Raw genomic sequence first — 17567 nt, 5'->3', positions numbered from 1 at the left:
GGTGGCACGGGCGGCCGGGCGCGCACCGCCCGGCCGCCCGCGCCGGCACCGCTAGTGGTGGCCGATCTCCACGTTCTCCAGCACACCGAGCGCGTCGGGCACCAGGACCGCCACCGAGTAGTAGGCGCTGACGAGGTAGGAGATGATCGCCTTCTCGTCGATGCCCATGAACCGCACGTTCAGGCTCGGCTGGTACTCGTCGGGGATGCCGGTCTGGTGCAGCCCGATCACGCCGTTGTCCTGCTCGCCCACGCGCATCGCGAGGATCGAGGTGGCGCCCCCGGCGCTGATCGGGATCTTGTCCGACGGCAGCAGCGGCACGCCGCGCCACGTGGTGACGTGGGTGCCGTCGACGTTCGCCGTGCCGGGGTACAGGCCACGCTTGGACGCCTCCCGGCCGAACGCGGCGATCGCCTTCGGGTGGGCCAGCATGAACGCCGTCTTGCGCCGCCTGCTCAGCAGGTTGTCCAGGTCGTCCGGGGTGGGCGGGCCGCTCCGGGTGTGGATGCGCTGCCTGAGGTCGGCGTTGTGCAGCAGGCCGATCTCCCGGTTGTTGATCATCTCGTGCTCCTGCCGCTCGCGCAGGGCCTCGACGGTCAACCGCAGCTGCTGCTCGGTCTGGTTCATCGGCTTGTTGTAGAGGTCCGCGACGCGGCTGTGCACCCGCAGCACGGTCTGCGCCACGTGCAACTCGTACTCGCGCGGCGACAGCTCGTAGTCCACGAACGTGGCGGGCAGGTCCGGCTCGCCCTCGTGGCCCGAGGCGATCTCGATGGCCGCCTCGCCGTGCTTGTTCTGCGGCTTGGCCAGGCCGCGCGCCACCTGCTCGAAGTGCGCGCGCAACGCCTCCACCCGGCCGTCGAGCCGCTCCACCGAGCTCCACGGCAGCACCAGCGCGATCACCGGCGTGACGGCCTTGGCGGTGAACTCCCACTCGGTCTCCTGGCCGGTGAGCACCTCGGCGCCGAAGTGCGCGCCGTCGGCCAGCGTGTCCAGCACGGTCTGCGCGCCGTACTCGCCCTCGCCGATCACGTCGACCTTGCCGTGCGCGATGAGGTAGACCTCCTCGGCGCGGCGGCCCCGCTCGACCACCACGTCGCCGACGGCGAACTCGCGCTGCTCGAACCGGTCGGCGAGCGCGACCAGCACCTCGTCGTCCGGGAAGTCGCGCAGCGCGCGCAGTTCCCGCAGCTCCTGCGGGATGACCCGGATGTCCGCGCCGGTGCTCACGAAGGTCACCCGCCCGTCGCCCACCGCGTAGGTGAGCCTGCGGTTGACCCGGTAGGTGCCCGCCTGGGTCTGCACCCACGGGAGCTTGCGCAGCAGCCACCGGGGTGAGATGGCCTGCATCTGGGGGACGGACTTGGTCGTGGTCGCCAGGTTCCGCGCGCCCGCCGTGCTGAGGCTCCGCCGCTGCTCGGTCTCCTCGGCCTGGCGTCCGGGGTCGGTCACGGTCACGTCAGGTTCCCAATCTCGCTCGTCGGGGGACTAGTCTTCGCGGCCGATCTCGACGTGTTCGAGCACACCGAGCGCGTCGGGCACGAGGATCGCGGCCGAGTAGTAGGTGCTGACGAGGTAGGAGATGATCGCCTTCTCGTCGATGCCCATGAACCGCACGTTCAGGCCCGGCTGGTACTCGTCGGGGATGCCGGTCTGGTGCAGGCCGATGACGCCCTGGTTCTGCTCGCCCGCGCGCAGCAGCATGATCGAGCTGGTGCGGGTCTTGCTGATCTCGATCTTGCTGCACGGCAGGATCGGCACGCCGCGCCACGCGGGGACCTGGTGGCCGCCGATGTCCGCGCTCGACGGGTAGATGCCGCGCTTGGTGAACTCGCGCCCGATCGCCGCGATGACCCTCGGGTGGGCCAGGAAGGCGGTCGGCTCCTTCCACACCAGGGAGAGCAGCTCGTCCAGGTCGTCCGGCGTGGGCGGGCCGCTGCGGGTGTGGATGCGCTGCTTGAGGTCGGCGTTGTGCAGCAGGCCGAACCCGCGGTTGTTCACCATTTCGTATTCCTGCCGCTCGCGCAGGGCTTCGATGGTGAGCCGCAATTGCTGCTCGACCTGGTCCATCGGGTGGTTGTAGAGGTCGGCGACGCGGCTGTGCACGCGCAGCACGGTCTGCGCGACGCTCAGCTCGAGTTCGCGCGGCGCGAGTTCGTAGTCCACGAACGTGCCGGGCAGGTCCGGTTCGCCCTCGTGCCCGGACGCGATGTCGATCTCGGCCTCGCCGTGCGCGTTCTGCCGCTGCGCGCCGGGCGCGGACAGGCGCTGGATGTGGGCCCGGAGGCCGCCCGCGTCGCCGTTGAGCGCCTCGAAGTCCGACCACGTCAGGCTGAGCGCGATGACCGGGGTGACGGCCTTGACGGTGAAGTCCCACTCGCCCTGCGGCCCGGCCAGCACCTGGTCGCCGAAGTAGTCGCCGTCGGCCAGCACGCCGAGCACGGTCTGGGCGCCGTACTCGCCCTGGCCGATCTTGTTCACCTTGCCGTGCGCGACGAGGAACACCCGGTCCTGGGGCTGCCCGCGCTCCACGATCACGTCGCCGGGCGAGTACTCGTGCTGGCTGAACCGGCCCGCGAGGGCGGCGAGCGCCTCCACGTCCTCGTAACCGCGCAGCAGCGGCAGCTCGGTCAGCTCCTGCGGGACGACCTGGACGTCCGCGCCGATGTTGGTGAACGTCAGCCGGCCGTCGCCGACCGCGTAGCTCAGCCTGCGGTTGACCCGGTAGGCGCCGCCGGACGCCTGCACCCAGGGGAGCACCTTGAGCAGCCACCGGGACGTGATGCCCTGCATCTGCGGGACGGACTTGGTCGTCGTGGCCAGGTTCCTGGCCGCCGCCGTGCCGAGGCTGAGCCTGGGCCGTTCGGTGTCCACGTCCGAATCGGTCACAGTCACCAGTACACCGCCAATCGGATTTCGTTCATTGGGCCGGACCGACGTTAGTGAGGCCGAATGCGCATCGGGAAGCGGCCAATACGGCGACGCCCCATAGAGCTATCCGGAGCCGCTTTGCGCACGCACCGTGCAAGTCGTGCCCGGTGCAAGTATTTACGGGTGATTTTGAGGGGCGATGGGAGTCATATTCGTGTTCACTTGGAATGCGTAACTCTTTCGTTCCAGTGGATTTCACCGCAAAGTGCCATTGACCGGTGGGTGAGGTATCCTTCGAGTGGTTATACCGCATCTTTGCGGCCAAAAGATCAGCCATCGGCAGGTACGCCCGCGCCGAAGTGGGACGCGCTGCTCCGGGTGGTCACCGTCCGGGTGTGCGTGCGACGACCGCGGCGGGTGCGCAGGGTGGGGGCGCTGCTCCGTCCGGTCGCGGGTGGTCCGCCGGGAGTGGGACGCGGTCGCCCGGTCACGGAGAGCGCACCCGAAGCGGCCATCCGGGAAGATCGCTTGCCGCGATGGGGCAGCACACCGAGCGCGCGGCGCCGTGCCCGCGGGAGGGGGCGGGCGCGCGGCCGGCGAGTCGCCGACCGGACGACCGGCGCTCGGTCGACCGAACGACGCCTTCACCCGTACGGCGGCTGGGCGGGCCGTCCGGCAGGTCCTCGTGCCGTGATCACCGAGCGGTTAATGTTGCCCGGATCGGGTGACAGGCGGGCAGAGGAGTGGTCGAGGGTGCGGAGACGGTCGATGCTCGCGGGCGTGGTGACGACTGTGGGCGGCATGGCCGTGGCGGGCGCGGGGACGGCGAGCGCCGGCACGCTCGGCCTCAAGGACTACCGGTTGGTGAACCTGGCGCACGTCAACGACCCGGACCGGACCAACGTCTACCCCGGCGACCCGGCGTTCACCATGACCACGGTGACGACCGTGCCCGAGGACGGCTTCTACCTCCAGTACGTGCGGCAGGGCGAGCACACCGGCACCCACTGGGGCGCGCCCTCGCACTTCAACGAGGGCGAGCGGCACGCGGACGAGCTGGACGCCGAGGACCTGTTCCTGCCCGCCGTCAAGGTGGACGTGCGGGCGCGGGCGCGGCGCGACGCCGACTACGAGGTGACCGTCGCCGACCTCCAGCGGTGGGAGCGCGAGCACGGGCGCATCCCGCAGGAGGCGGCGATCGTGCTGTGGACCGGCTGGGAGGACCGGTGGGGCACGCCCGCGTTCTACAACTTCGACGCCTCCGGGCAGATGCACCAGCCGGGGTTCTCGCTGGAGGCGGCGCGGTGGCTGGTCCGCACCGGGCGGCTGGGCCGGCGCGGCGCGCTCGGCACCGACACGTTCAGCCCGGAGCGGGCGGTGGACACCTCCTACGCGGTGTCCAAGCTGCTGTACCGGGAACGCCGGATCAGCCTGGAGGTGCTGGCGAACCTGGCGGAACTGCCCGCGACCGGCGCGCACGTCCTGGTCGGCGGCACGGTGAACCGCCGCGGCTCGGGCTCGCCCGCCAGCGTCTACGCGTTCGTGCCCAAGCGCTGAGCCTGTCGAGGCGGCCTCCGACACCACCGGGGCGGTCTCGCCGCGGGCGATCAGCCATCGCGCCAAACATCATTCGCCCACACTTCGGCATGACTTGTCGCGATAGGGCATCCGTGTCGGTGGCAGCGGACAGTCACACGACCTCGCATGACCAAGGTCATCGGACCCCAACGTGTCAATCGTCTCCCCCGATGCGGCAACAACCCATCCGTGACCTTGCCGGCACCGGTTGCAGTTGCCCATCATCATTCCTTGGAGGAGTGAGTTCCCGCGCTCCCGTCGTATGTTTTCTCGACGGTCCACCGGGTCGTCAATCGGAAACCAATTCGATCAGGTGAGGTATGAGGCACATGTCCTCGTCACGAAAATCGGTCCACAAGTTGATCGTCGGCACAGTGGCCGCACTTGCCGTCTGCGGTCTGGCAGCACCCGCCGCAGCCGGCCCGGTGCGACTGGAACGCGAACAGGTGCGCAACTCCAGTGCGCGGGCCGACTGGGATTGCGACTCGGGCTCTGTCTGCTTCTATCGGCAGTGGGATGGGAAGGAGAAGATCGACGAGCGGCCCAACCCCCGGTACCACGATTGCTCGGTCATCAATAATCATCCCGCTGGGTCCGTGTACAACCGGCTCGACTCCAGGGTGGAGGTCTGGACCAACAGGGGCTGCCGAGGGACTAGGGTGATCCTCGAACCAGGCGAGAAGTGGAACCTCATACTCGCGTCTTCCGCCTTCGAACGCGTGTGGCAGTGACGACGGGGTGGCCCGCCGAACAGTAGGCCGGGCACCTTCTTCGATCATCGCCGTGACCGCTTCGACGAACTCCCGGTATGCCGCATCGATCAACTCGGTACTCGCCCACGAGCTGTTACGGCGAGGGTCCAGGCCGACGAGGTCCAGGCTGTGCGGGATGGCCAACGGGGTGGCGGTCCGGCGAACCGACGATCTGGTTCGGCGCGAAGAGGTCTCGGATGACGGTCACGTCGGTGTCGAGTTCCTTGGCGGCCGCGTTGGCGACATCCAGCGCGCCAACCCGAGCCTCGTCGAACCGGATGGTCACGTCAGCACCCCGTCGATGTGCGCCTGTTCGAGGACGCCGATCACCGAACGCGCGGCGTAAATGTGGTCAGCCACGACTGCCGCCGTCAGGCGCGTTCCATCGCAGTAGCGCTCGTCCACCTTTCAGTTGGCGAACGGTTGCGTGGTGAGCAGGGGAGTCAGCGCACTTGCGGACCTGCTCCGGACGATGGTCGCCATCTCCGGCCACAGGGTGTTCACATGCTTCTTGATCGGCGCACCGGTATCCGGGTGCACGACGAGGTCGTGTTGATCCACCGTCCCGCCCAGGAAACCTGCTGTCAGCGCTTTCGGCGCGCACTCGGCAGCCAATCCCGCGAGGTGGTCCGCGTTGACCGGTCGAGCTTGCGCGTGCAGCAGAACCGCGTCGTCCATGTGGCGCCGGGCTGATGAGCTGAAGTCGGTTCGCGGGGGCGTTGACACCGCGCCAGACTACCGGCCGAGTAGCTCCGACAACGGGCAACGGGGCCGTGTCACCACTTCGGCCCGGCACGTCCTCAGGGGTGGATGACCAGGCCCCGGCCACCGTCGCGCTTGGCCTCGTACATGGCCTGGTCGGCCCGCTTCAGCACGGACTGCGCGGTGTCCTCCGGATCGGGCTCGGCGCACACCACGACACCCACGCTGGCGCTGATCTCGTCGCCGAGCGCGTCGAGCACGCGGAACGCCACCTTCTCCGGCTCGTCCACCCCGCGCACGAGCACGCCGAACTCGTCACCGCCCAGCCGCGCCACCACGTCGCTGTCCCGCACGCACGCGAGCAGCCGCTCGGCCACGCGTTCGAGCACCGCGTCCCCGTGGGCGTGGCCGGACACGTCGTTGATCGACTTGAAGTCGTCCAGGTCCACGAACAGCAGTCCGAACGGCACACCGGCGTGATGCTCGGCCATCGCCTCCTCCAGCCTGCTCTCGAACAGCGCCCGGTTCGCCAGGCCGGTGAGCGGGTCGTGCCGAGCCTGGTGCGCCAGGATCTGCTCCGACTCCCGCAGCATCACGGCGAGCCGGGCGTTGTCCACTATGGTCGCGAGCTGGCGCAGGATCACCGCGACGAACACCGTGAAGCCGCAGCCGATCTCCACCCCGTCCAGCGCCGCGAGGTCGCCGATCTGCGTCCGGCGCAGCACCAGCACCCCGCACACCAGCAGCGGCACGTACGGCATCAGCAGGTACGCCCACTGCCACGACCGGGCGGTGCGGGCGGGTCCCGCGTGCGGCGCGGACGGGACCAGGGCGGCCAGCGCGATCAGCACCGGGCCGAGGACGAAGCCCGCGTTCGCCAGCGGCGGGACCTCCGGCGCCTGGACGCTCACCAGGTAGGCGAACACGCCGTCGGACACGGCCAGCCCGATCAGGCCCAGGCCGAGCAGCCGCAGTTGGGGCCGCAGCACGACCTTCCGGTCCGCGCAGAGCACGACCACGATGACGATCAGCACCAGGTCGGTCAGCGGGTAGGCGATGGCGACCAGGAACGCGGCCGTGCTCGGGTTGCCCGCCTGCACCAGGCCGCCCAGCGACGTCGTCCAGGTGAGCAGGAACAGCGAGCCGACCACGATCAGCCCGTCCAGCAGCAGGACCAGGCGCGCGCTCCGGGAGCGGCGGTCCAGCAGCGCGTCCGGCGTCCCGGAGCGGCGGTGGCTGCCGATCACGAGCAGCGCCACGAACGCGAACGGCACGATGCTGAGGTACCCGGCGTCGGCGGGCGACGGCGACGGCACCGCCCGCTCCTCGACGAGCTGGTACCAGGTCCACAGGCACTGCCCGACCGACCAGCCGAGCATCCCGAAGCCCATCACCACCCGCCACGCCCGGTCCGGGCCGCGCGCGCGGCGCGCGGTCCACCAGCAGCAGCCGGTCGCGAACAGGCCGGTGGCCAGTTGCGCCAGGTCGTCCAGCGCCACCGCGGCGGCGCCCGTGACGACGTCGAAACCGGCCGCGACGGACGCCGCGGTGCCCAGCCCGAGCGCGAGCGCCGCCGTGACGCCGAACCGCCTCGTCCCCAGCACGCGGTCAGTGTGCCGCATTCGCGTTCCCCTGACCGGCCGACCCTGCGAGGATGCGCAGGTGGCAGAGCAGGAGGCGCCCGTCGCGAGCGAGGTCGCGACGGAGCAGGACTACGAGCGGTTCGCACGGCACCGGATCGCGGAGCTGGGGGGCGACGCGGAGGCGTTCGGCCTGTCGTACAACGTGCTCCACCTCGCGTACGCGATGATCACGGACTACGAGGCGCTGGTGCACCGCGAGCAGGGGTGGACCATGCCGGGGTTCCGGCTGATGTTCAAGCTGTGGGTGCTCGGGCCGACCCAGCCGGCGCGGCTGGCCGACCTGTCGGGCACCACGCGGTCGGCGATGTCCAACCTGATCAACACGCTGGAGCGGGCGGGGCTGGTCGAGCGGACCCGCGACGACCAGGACCGGCGGGTGGTGTTCGTGGCGCTGACCGACGGCGGCCGGGAGGCCGTGTCCCGAGTCTTCCCGAGCCAGAACGCCCGCGAGGCGCGGTGGTTCGAGGTGCTGGACCCGGCGGAGCGCGCGCAGATGGTGGAGTTGATCCGCCGCGTGGTCGCAGCCCGTCCGGATTAATTCGACCGGCCGGTCGCGCAGTTCCGGTCGGGCTCGTCCGAAGTGGAGGGACAGTATTCCGGAAAACTGTGGTTGAAACGTGGAGCGATCTTCGCCGAGATGTGGTCATCCGACCATGTGGCGAGGTCCCGTCGAACCCGGTCGGACGTTTGAAAAACTCTCGCCACCCAGTTGGCGGAACGGGCCCCGAGTATTCTGCGCTACATTTCCAGCGCGCCGCCGCGTCACCACGCAGCAGAAAGGCCCCCCATGCTGACCACTTTGGCAGCGGCTGCCCTCGCCTTGACCGCTTTAGTGCCGACCGGCGACGTGACCGGGCAGGCGGCGCCGGACTACGTGCGCGTCGACGTGCTGACGGTCAACGGTTCCGGTTGTCCGGCCGGCACCGCGGCGGTCGCCGCCTCCGAGGACCGCACCTCCTTCACCGTCACCTACAGCCAGTTCCTCGCGCAGGCGGGCACGGGCTCGGAGCCGACGGACTTCCGGAAGAACTGCCAGCTCACCGTCCAGCTGAGCTACCCGCAGGGCTTCACCTTCGGCATCGCCCAGGCCGACTACCGGGGGTTCGCGCACCTCCAGGCGGGTGCCTCCGGAATGGAGCAGGGCAATTACTACTTCTCCGGTATGTCGCCCACCGCGCGCAAGAGCCACACTTATCACGGGCCGCTCAGTGACAACTGGCAGGCCACCGACAGCACTCAGTGGGATGCCATCGTGTACGCCCCGTGCGGCGAGCGCCGGTTGTTCAACGTGAACACCGAACTGCGCGTCTCGGCGGGCAACTCGCGGGGTAACAGCTTCATGGTCATGGACTCCACCGACAGTAACGTCAGCACGCGCTACCACTTCTCGTGGAAGAAGTGCTGACCCTTTCCTGACGGTCGCCGCCGCGGGCTGGGCATCAATTCTCGCCGCCGCCGCGCAGAACTAGTCGGAAGGTGCTTTCATGCTGAACTTCGCGGCCGCGGCCGCCTTGGCGACGTCGGTGATCATCTTTCCTCCGGGTGGGGCGCCGGGCACGACGCCACCGCCCGACCACATCACCATCGACGTGGTGACGGTCAACGGGTCGGGTTGCCCGGCGGGCACCGCGGCGGTCGCGGTCTCACCGGACAACAAGGCGTTCACCGTCACGTACAGCGACTTCCTCGCCCAGGTCGGGGTGGGCGCGTCGCCCACCGACTTCCGGAAGAACTGCCAGCTGAACCTGAGAGTCAACGTGCCGCAGGGCTTCACCTACGGCATCGCGCAATCCGACTACCGGGGGTTCGCCCACCTGGAGAAGGGCGCTTCCGGGGTGGAGCGGGCGAACTACTACTTCCAGGGCATGTCGCCGACCGCCTACAAGACCCACACCTACAACGGTCCCCTGACCGACGACTGGCAGGCGACCGACACCACGGAGATCCACGCGATCGTCTACCACCCGTGCGGCGAGCGCCGGAACTTCAACATCAACACCGAGCTGCGGGTGAACGCCGGCTCGTCGAACCCCAGCACGACGACGAGCTTCATGTCGATGGACTCCACCGACGGTGAGTTCGACACGAAGTACCACTTCGCCTGGAAGGTCTGCCGCTAGCCGGCCGGGCCGGGCGGGGCGCGGCCGCCCGGCCCCTTCCGGGGCCACTCGTCCGAGTGATTCCCCGGCGTGTGGTCCGGCCGATTCGATCACCGGACCGCACGCTGGTGGGGCCACGGGTTGCGGACACGAGGTGGGGGCCGCGATGAGCACTTCCCCGCAGGACCCGCTCGGCCGGGCACGGCGGGCCGGGCGTCGCGCCGCGCCGCGGGACGCGCGCCGCGCGCCGTACCCGGAGGCGCGCCGGGAGTCCACTCCGGAGGGTCGTCGCGGGTCGAGCCGGGACGTGCGGGACGGAGCCGGGGAACCGCCGCGGGGCAGGCACCGCGACGACGCCCGCAGGTCGTCGCGCGCCTGTCCGGACGATCTCCGCGAGCCGCCGGGCGGTGCGCACCGCGACGACGTCCGGTGGTCGTCGCGCGCCTACTTGGACGATCTCTGGGAGCCGCCGCGCGGTGCGCACCGCGGCACCCCGCGGGAGCCGACCGGCGGCGCGTACGGCGGCGACCTCCGGGAGCCGCCCCGCGACGGGCGACCGGACCCGCGTCGGGACGGCCGCCGGGAGCCCGCCCGCGCGCCCGCCCGGCGCACCGGCCCGCCGCCCCGGCGGCGCAGGAGGCTCCTCACGCCGGGCCGCGCCCTGCTGTGCCTGGTGCTGTCCCTCGTCACGACCGCGGTGGTGAAGGCGGTGCAGCCGACGACGGCACCGTTGGCGACCGCCGGGCTCGCGGTCGCGCTGGCCGCGGTGCCGCTGGTGGCGGACCTGCTGCACGGGTCGGCGGAGGCCCGCGCGCGCGGCGCCGCACCCGGTTCGCCCGCCGTGGCCGCGTGCGTGCTGCTGGGCATCGGCGGCGGCGCGGCGTACGGGACCGCGGCCACCGCCGACCGGCTCACGGCGCACGAGTCGGTGGTCGCCGAGCGGCTCGCCGCGCCCGTCGCGGGCAGGCTGGGCCCGCTGGTGGCGACCGTGGAGCAGGTGGCCGTGACGGCGAACTTCACCAAGGTCACCGTCTCGGTGGTCAACCGGAGCTCGGCGACGGCCAAGGTCAGCGTCGTGGGCTCGTGCCGGCTGGTCGGCCAGGGCGGCGTCGAGCTGCGGCTGGACGGGCTGTTCGACGCGCTGCGGGAGCGGTTCTTCCTCGACGTGCCCGGCGGTGGCGCGGTGGTGCGGCGCACGGTGGCCTTCCCCGGCGTGCTGCCCGCCGGCGAGATGGTCGCGGCGCTCGGCTGCGGCTCGGTGTCGTGGAGCGGGTCGGACCCGACGTGGAGCACCCGCGACCTGGTGGGGCGTCCGCTGCGGGTGGCCGACCTCAAGCTGACGGCCGTGCCGTGAGCGTCGTGCCCTGAGCGGTCGTGCCCTGAGCGGTCGTGCGCCGAGGGGGTTGTGCGGTCGGGTCGGCGAGGGGCCCGGTGGCGGACGTCGTCGTCCGCCACCGGGCCCCTCGCCGGTGGGCGTCGCGGCACCCGCCGCGACGCCCGGCTCAGGACAGCGGCCGGTCCGTCGGCTCGATCGGCCGGGGCAGCACGTCGCGGCCCGTCAGGTAGGCGTCGACACCTGCCGCCGCCGAGCGGCCCTCGGCGATGGCCCACACGATCAGCGACTGGCCGCGCCCCATGTCACCGGCCACGAACACGCCGTCCACCGAGGTCGCGAACCGGTCGTCGCGGGCGACGTTGCCGCGCTCGTCGAGGTCCACGCCCAGGTCGTCCAGCAACCCGGTCCGCTCGGGCCCGACGAAGCCCAGGGCCAGCGCCACCAGCTGCGCCGGGATCTCCCGCTCGGTGCCCGGCACCGGCTCGAACCGGCCGCCGGAGGACGCCACCTCGACCAGCTTCAGCGCGCGCACCGCGCCGTCCCCGTCGCCCAGGAACTCCACCGTGGACGTCGAGTACAGCCGCTCGCCGCCCTCCTCGTGCGCCGAGGTGACCCGGTACAGCGCCGGGTACGTCGGCCACGGGTGCGCCGCGGACCGCCGCTCCGGCGGCCGGGGCAGGATCTCCAGCTGGGTCACCGACAGCGCGCCCTGGCGGTGGGCGGTGCCGACGCAGTCCGCGCCCGTGTCGCCGCCGCCGATCACCACGACGTGCTTGCCCGCCGCGCTGATCGGCGAGTCGGCCAGCTCGCCGCGCGCCACCCGGTTCGCCCACGGCAGGTACTCCATCGCCTGGTGCACGCCGGACAGCTCGCGGCCGGGCACCGGCAGGTCGCGCCACGCCGTCGCGCCGCCCGCCAGCACCACGGCGTCGTAGGACGCGCGCAGCTCGGCCACCGTGACGTCCACGCCGACCTCGACGTTGGTCCGGAACTCCGTGCCCTCGGCCCGCAGCTGGTCGAGCCGCCGGTCCAGCCGCCACTTCTCCATCTTGAACTCGGGGATGCCGTAGCGCAGCAGGCCGCCGATCGCGTCCGCCCGCTCCAGCACCACCACGTCGTGCCCGGCGCGGGTCAGCTGCTGCGCGGCGGCCAGCCCCGCGGGCCCCGAACCGACCACGGCGACGCGCTTGCCGGTGCGGGTCAGCGGCCGCTGCGGCGTGACCCACCCCTCGTCCCAGGCGCGGTCGACGATCGAGATCTCGACCCGCTTGATCGTGACGGGGTCGCCGTCGATGCCGACGACGCACGCCGCCTCGCACGGCGCGGGGCACAGCGTCCCGGTGAACTCCGGGAAGTTGTTGGTGGCGTGCAGGCGCTCCGCCGCGTCGCGCCAGTCCTGCCGCCACACCAGGCCGTTCCACTCCGGGATCAGGTTGCCCAGCGGGCAGCCCTGGTGGCAGAACGGGATGCCGCAGTCCATGCAGCGGCCGGCCTGCCGCTCCAGCCGGGGCCGCTCGAACTCCTCGTACACCTCGCGCCAGTCCCGCAGGCGCAGGAACACCGGTCGGCTGCGGGGCGTTTCCCGCGCCGTGGTGAGAAATCCGCGTGGGTCAGCCATGTGCGGCCTCCATGATCGCCTCGTCGACGTCGCGGCCCTCCTGCTCGGCCCGCGCCTGTGCCGCCAGCACCCGCTTGTAGTCCTTGGGCATGACCTTGGTGAACCGGTCGACCGCGAGGTCCCAGTCCGCCAGCAGGCCGTGCGCCACCGCGGACTCGGTCTCCGCGTAGTGCTTCTCCACCGCGGCGCGCAGGAACTCGCGGTCCGCCTCGGCCACCGGGTCGAGGTCCACCATCTCCGGGTTGACGTTCCGCTCCACCGCGTCCAGCAGGTAGGCGATGCCGCCCGACATGCCCGCCGCGAAGTTGCGCCCGGTCGGGCCGAGCACGACCACCCGGCCGCCGGTCATGTACTCGCAGCCGTGGTCGCCCACGCCCTCCACGACGGCCAGCGCGCCCGAGTTGCGCACGCAGAACCGCTCGCCGACCTTGCCGCGCAGGAAGACCTCGCCGCCGGTCGCGCCGTAGGCGATCACGTTGCCCGCGATGACGTGCTGCTCGGCGGCGAACTGCGCGTCGGGCACCGGCCGGACGGTGATCCGCCCGCCGGACAAGCCCTTGGCCACGTAGTCGTTGGCGTCGCCGACGAGCCGCAGCGTGACGCCGCGCGGCAGGAACGCGCCGAACGACTGCCCGGCGGTCCCGGTGAACGTGATGTCGATCGTGTCGTCCGGCAGTCCCGCGCCGCCCCACCGCCTGGTCACCGCGGAGCCGAGCATCGTGCCGACCGTGCGGTTGACGTTGCGCACCGGCAGTTCCAGCCGCACCCGGTCACCGGACGCGATCGCGCCCTCGGCGAGCTGGATCAGCGTGTTGTCCAGCGCCTTGTCCAGCCCGTGGTCCTGCGCGACGGTGCGCCGCCGGGCCGCGCCCTCGGGCAGCGGCGGCACGTGGAAGATCGGCGACAGGTCCAGCCCGGACGCCTTCCAGTGGTCCACGGCCTCCCGCGTGTCCAGCAGCTCCGCGTGCCCGACGGCGTCGGCCAGCGTCCGGAAGCCCAGGCGTGCCAGCAGTTCCCGGACCTCCTGCGCCACGAACTCGAAGAAGTTCACGACGTGCTCGGCCTTGCCCGCGAACCTGGCGCGCAGCACGGGGTTCTGCGTCGCCACGCCCACCGGGCACGTGTCCAGGTGGCAGACGCGCATCATGACGCAGCCCGAGACGACCAGGGGAGCGGTCGCGAACCCGAACTCCTCCGCGCCCAGCAGCGCCGCGATGACGACGTCCCGGCCGGTCTTGAGCTGGCCGTCGGTCTGCACCACGATCCGGTCGCGCAACCGGTTGGCCAGCAGCGTCTGCTGCGTCTCGGCCAGGCCCAGCTCCCACGGGCCGCCCGCGTGCTTGATGGACGACAGCGGCGACGCGCCGGTGCCGCCGTCGTGGCCGGAGATCAGCACCACGTCCGCGTGCGCCTTGGACACGCCCGCCGCCACCGTGCCGACGCCGACCTCGGAGACCAGCTTCACGTGGACGCGGGCCGCCGGGTTGGCGTTCTTCAGGTCGTGGACGAGCTGCGCCAGGTCCTCGATGGAGTAGATGTCGTGGTGCGGCGGCGGCGAGATCAGGCCCACACCCGGCGTGGAGTGCCGCGTCTTCGCGATCCACGGGTACACCTTCGCGCCGGGCAGTTGGCCGCCCTCGCCCGGCTTCGCGCCCTGCGCCATCTTGATCTGGATGTCGTCGGCGTTCACCAGGTACTCGCTGGTCACGCCGAACCGGCCGGACGCCACCTGCTTGATCGCCGACCGCCGCGAGTCGCCGTTGGCGTCGGGCGTGAACCGCTCGGCGTCCTCGCCGCCCTCGCCGGTGTTGGACTTCGCGCCCAGCCGGTTCATCGCGATCGCGAGGACCTCGTGCATCTCGCGGGAGATCGAGCCGTAGGAGATCGCGCCGGTGGCGAACCGCTTCACGATCTCGGACACCGGCTCCACCTCCTCGATCGGGATCGGCGTGGTCTCCTTGAACTCGAACAGCCCGCGCAGCGTCATCAGCCGCCGGGACTGGTCGTCGACGGCCTTCGTGTACTCCTTGAACACGTCGTAGCGGCCGGACCGCGTGGAGTGCTGGAGCTTGAACACCGTCCGCGGGTTGAACAGGTGCGCCTCGCCCTCGCGCCGCCACTGGTAGTCGCCGCCGGTCTCCAGCTCGCGGTGGTGCGCCCGCACGCCGTCGACGGGGAACGCGAGCCGGTGCCGCCGCGCGACCTCCTCGGCGATGACGTCGAACCCGATGCCGCCGAGCCGGGAGGTCGTCCCCGTGAAGCAGGAGTCGACCACCTCGGCGCCCAGCCCGATCGCCTCGAAGATCTGCGCGCCGGTGTACGAGGCGACGGTCGAGACGCCCATCTTCGACATGGTCTTGCGGACGCCCTTGCCCAGCGCCTTGATCAGGTTCCGGGTCGCGGTCCGGCCGTCCAGGCCGGGCAGCTCCTCGACCGACGCCATCGCCAGGTACGGGTTGACCGCCTTCGCGCCGTAGCCGATGAGCAGCGCGACGTGGTGCACCTCGCGGGCGTCGCCCGCCTCCACGATCAGGTCGACCTGCGTCCGGGTCTTCTCGCGCACCAGGTGGTGGTGCACCGCGCCGGTCAGCAGCAGCGACGGGATCGGCGCGTGCTCGGCGTCCACGCCCCGGTCGGACAGCACGATGAGCCGCGCGCCGTCCCGGATCGCCGCCGACACCTCGACCCTGATCTCGGCCAGCCTGCCGACCAGCGCCGCGCCGCCGCCCCGCACGTCGTAGGTGCCGCGCACGGTGCAGGTGCGGAACTCGGGCAGCGCGCCGTCGTCGTCGACGTGCACCAGCTTGGCCAGCTCGTCGTTGTCCAGCACCGGGAACGGGAGCGCGATGCGGCGGCACGAGTCGCCCGCCACGTCCAGCAGGTTGGGCTCGGCGCCGAGCGTGGCGCGCAGGCTGGTCACCAGCTCCTCGCGGATCGCGTCCAGCGGCGGGTTCGTCACCTGCGCGAACAGCTGGGTGAAGTAGTCGAAAAGCTGCCGCGGCCGGTCCGACAGCGGCGCGAAGGGTGCGTCGTTGCCCATCGAGCCGATCGGTTCCGCGCCGGTGACGGCCATCGGCCGCAGCAGCAGCGCCAGCTCCTCCTCCGTGTAGCCGAACACCTGCTGGCGGCGCACGAGGGAGGCGTGCGTCGGCACCTCGCGCTCCCGCTCGGGCAGGTCGGCCAAGTGGAGCACGCCGTCGGCCACCCACTCGCGGTACGGGTGCTCGGCGGCGAGTTCGCCCTTGATCTCCTCGTCGTCGACGATCCGGCCGGCGGCGGTGTCCACGAGGAACATCCGGCCCGGCTCCAGCCGTCCCTTGCGGACGATGGTCGTCGGGTCGAGGTCCAGCACGCCGGCCTCGGAACCCAGCACCACCAGGCCGTCCTCCGTGACCCAGTACCGGGCGGGCCGCAGCCCGTTCCGGTCCAGCACCGCGCCGATCAGCGTGCCGTCGGTGAACGCCACGAGCGCCGGGCCGTCCCACGGCTCCATCAGCGTGGCGTGGAACTCGTAGAACGCGCGCCGCTGCGGGTCCATCCCGGTGTGGTTCTCCCACGCCTCGGGGATCATCATCAGGACCGCGTGCGGCAACGACCGCCCGCCCAGATGCAGCAGCTCCAGCACCTCGTCGAACGAGGCGGAGTCGCTCGCGCCCCGCGTGATGACCGGGAAGATGCGCGACAGGTCGCCGGGGATCAGGTCGGTGGCGAGCGTCGACTCGCGGGCGTCCATCCAGTTCCGGTTGCCGCGCAGGGTGTTGATCTCGCCGTTGTGCGCCACGTACCGGTACGGGTGGGCCAGCGGCCACGACGGGAACGTGTTGGTGGAGAACCGGGAGTGCACCAGGCCGACCGAGCTGGTCACGCGCTCGTCGGTGAGGTCCGGGAAGAACCTCGCGACCTGCGGCTCGGTCAGCATCCCCTTGTAGACGATGGTCCGGCCGGACAGGCTCGGGAAGTACACGTCGGTCTCGTGCTCGGCGCGCTTGCGCACCACGAACGCGAGGCGCTCCAGCTCCATGCCCTCCTCGCCGCCGAGGAAGAGCTGGCTGAACGCGGGCATGGTGGTCCGCGCGGTCGGCCCGACGTGGTCGGTGTCCACCGGCAGGTCGCGCCACCCGAGGACGGTCGCGCCCTCCTCCTCGGCGATGCGCTCGACCGCCGCCCTGACCCCGGCGTCGCCCTCGCGGGGCAGGAACGCCGTGCCGACCGCGTAGCACCCCGGTTCGGGCAGCGCGAAGTCGACCACCTCGCGGAGGAAGGCGTCGGGGACCTGGATCAGGATGCCCGCGCCGTCGCCGGTCTCCGGCTCCGCGCCCCGCGCGCCCCGGTGCTCCAGGTTGCGCAGCGCGACCAGCGCCTGCGCGACGATCGCGTGGTTGCGACGACCGGCCAGGTCGGCGACGAACGCGACACCGCAGGCGTCGTGCTCGAACTGGGGGTCGTAAAGTCCTTGTGGCTCGTGGTGGTGGGTCACAACGGGCCCTCCCGTGGCATCGTGCGGGCATACGGAGGTGGCCGACGCCGACGCGCGACGTTGACGCGTGGCAGCTCGGCCTGCGTGGCTGGCTGTGAACCCACGCCGGGAGATCGTCGGCGTGGGGCCGCACTCCGTTGTGCGGGAGACTGCACATCCTTGTGCGCGTGCCCGTGCGGCCGGATGGGGCCGCTGTGGTCACGCGGGGCGGTGCACCGGGGTTGCCGGGGTCTTGTGACGATAGAGTGAATTCGCCGTGATGGCTCTAGTCCGACAGGGCGTCGTGGCGAATCCCACGCGGCGTTGACATCCCCGCGACCAGCGGGTTACGGCCGATTGGCGCAACGGGGGCGGCGGATCGGCCGCTTGCCCGTCGAGTGGTCCCCGGCGTGGCCGGCGTCGGCGGGTGCGCGGTTGGCGACGGCGGAGTGACGCCCTGGATCGGGGTCGGGACCCACGGGGGATCGGCGCGGCGGATTCGTACACAGGCG

Annotated in this window: 13 protein-coding genes; 7 read left to right on the top strand and 6 right to left on the bottom strand. The window is 71.5% G+C overall.

The features are described 5' to 3' along the window. Window positions 1-51: 51 nt before the first annotated feature. Together C8E97_RS24415 and C8E97_RS24410 are read right to left on the bottom strand one after the other, a co-directional pair. Window positions 52-1458 carry a family 2B encapsulin nanocompartment shell protein gene (locus tag C8E97_RS24415; RefSeq protein WP_121007817.1) on the bottom strand — a complete coding sequence of 469 codons (1407 nt, stop codon included), beginning with the start codon at window positions 1456-1458 and terminating at the stop codon, window positions 52-54. Window positions 1459-1488: 30 nt separating this feature from the next. Continuing rightward, complete coding sequence (locus C8E97_RS24410; RefSeq protein WP_121007816.1) at window positions 1489-2895, bottom strand: family 2B encapsulin nanocompartment shell protein; 1407 nt, start codon at window positions 2893-2895, stop codon at window positions 1489-1491. Between the two features lie 729 nt (window positions 2896-3624). Here C8E97_RS24410 and C8E97_RS24405 point away from each other — a divergent pair. The 3 genes from C8E97_RS24405 to C8E97_RS24395 all read left to right on the top strand — a co-directional run bounded on the left by C8E97_RS24405 (window position 3625) and on the right by C8E97_RS24395 (window position 5547). After that, on the top strand, window positions 3625-4428 hold the full coding sequence (locus C8E97_RS24405) for a cyclase family protein (RefSeq protein WP_246019124.1): 804 nt from the start codon (window positions 3625-3627) through the stop codon (window positions 4426-4428). Window positions 4429-4769: 341 nt separating this feature from the next. Next, complete coding sequence (locus C8E97_RS36870; protein WP_121007814.1) at window positions 4770-5180, top strand: peptidase inhibitor family I36 protein; 411 nt, start codon at window positions 4770-4772, stop codon at window positions 5178-5180. A 157-nt stretch (window positions 5181-5337) separates the two neighbouring features. Beyond that, on the top strand, window positions 5338-5547 hold the full coding sequence (locus C8E97_RS24395; RefSeq protein ID WP_121007813.1) for a hypothetical protein: 210 nt from the start codon (window positions 5338-5340) through the stop codon (window positions 5545-5547). Between the two features lie 62 nt (window positions 5548-5609). Here C8E97_RS24395 and C8E97_RS24390 read toward each other — a convergent pair whose 3' ends face one another. Together C8E97_RS24390 and C8E97_RS24385 are read right to left on the bottom strand one after the other, a co-directional pair. Continuing rightward, window positions 5610-5879: a hypothetical protein gene (locus C8E97_RS24390; RefSeq protein ID WP_121007812.1), complete on the bottom strand. Its 270-nt coding sequence runs from the start codon at window positions 5877-5879 to the stop codon at window positions 5610-5612. A gap of 122 nt (window positions 5880-6001) precedes the next feature. Next, entirely contained in the window at window positions 6002-7507 is a 1506-nt protein-coding gene (locus tag C8E97_RS24385) for a GGDEF domain-containing protein (RefSeq protein ID WP_246019123.1), read from the bottom strand. 58 nt (window positions 7508-7565) lie between these two features. On the opposite strand from C8E97_RS24385, the gene C8E97_RS24380 reads away from it, so the two are divergent. From C8E97_RS24380 to C8E97_RS24365, 4 genes are all read left to right on the top strand, one after another. Then, window positions 7566-8084: a MarR family winged helix-turn-helix transcriptional regulator gene (locus C8E97_RS24380; protein WP_121007810.1), complete on the top strand. Its 519-nt coding sequence runs from the start codon at window positions 7566-7568 to the stop codon at window positions 8082-8084. A gap of 249 nt (window positions 8085-8333) precedes the next feature. Continuing rightward, entirely contained in the window at window positions 8334-8951 is a 618-nt protein-coding gene (locus tag C8E97_RS24375) for a DUF4360 domain-containing protein (protein WP_121007809.1), read from the top strand. Window positions 8952-9030: 79 nt separating this feature from the next. Beyond that, the gene (locus tag C8E97_RS24370; RefSeq protein WP_121007808.1) at window positions 9031-9666 is read left to right on the top strand and encodes a DUF4360 domain-containing protein; all 636 of its coding nucleotides are present in this window, start codon (window positions 9031-9033) and stop codon (window positions 9664-9666) included. Window positions 9667-9811: 145 nt separating this feature from the next. Next, on the top strand, window positions 9812-10999 hold the full coding sequence (locus C8E97_RS24365; protein ID WP_147455219.1) for a hypothetical protein: 1188 nt from the start codon (window positions 9812-9814) through the stop codon (window positions 10997-10999). Between the two features lie 148 nt (window positions 11000-11147). Here the strand turns inward: C8E97_RS24365 and C8E97_RS24360 are convergent, their stop codons facing one another. Both C8E97_RS24360 and gltB read right to left on the bottom strand, forming a co-directional pair. Next, window positions 11148-12599, bottom strand: a complete 1452-nt coding sequence (locus tag C8E97_RS24360) for a glutamate synthase subunit beta (RefSeq protein ID WP_121007806.1) — start codon at window positions 12597-12599, stop codon at window positions 11148-11150. Next, window positions 12592-17076 carry a glutamate synthase large subunit gene (gene gltB, locus C8E97_RS24355; RefSeq protein ID WP_121007805.1) on the bottom strand — a complete coding sequence of 1495 codons (4485 nt, stop codon included), beginning with the start codon at window positions 17074-17076 and terminating at the stop codon, window positions 12592-12594. Before gltB ends, C8E97_RS24360 begins: the two co-directional genes overlap by 8 nt. Window positions 17077-17567: the final 491 nt, after the last annotated feature.

The organism is Saccharothrix australiensis (assembly GCF_003634935.1).
GTDB lineage: Bacteria > Actinomycetota > Actinomycetes > Mycobacteriales > Pseudonocardiaceae > Actinosynnema > Actinosynnema australiense.
The sequence above is the reverse complement of the archived record's forward strand: the minus strand, read 5'-3'. Positions and strand labels throughout refer to the sequence as shown.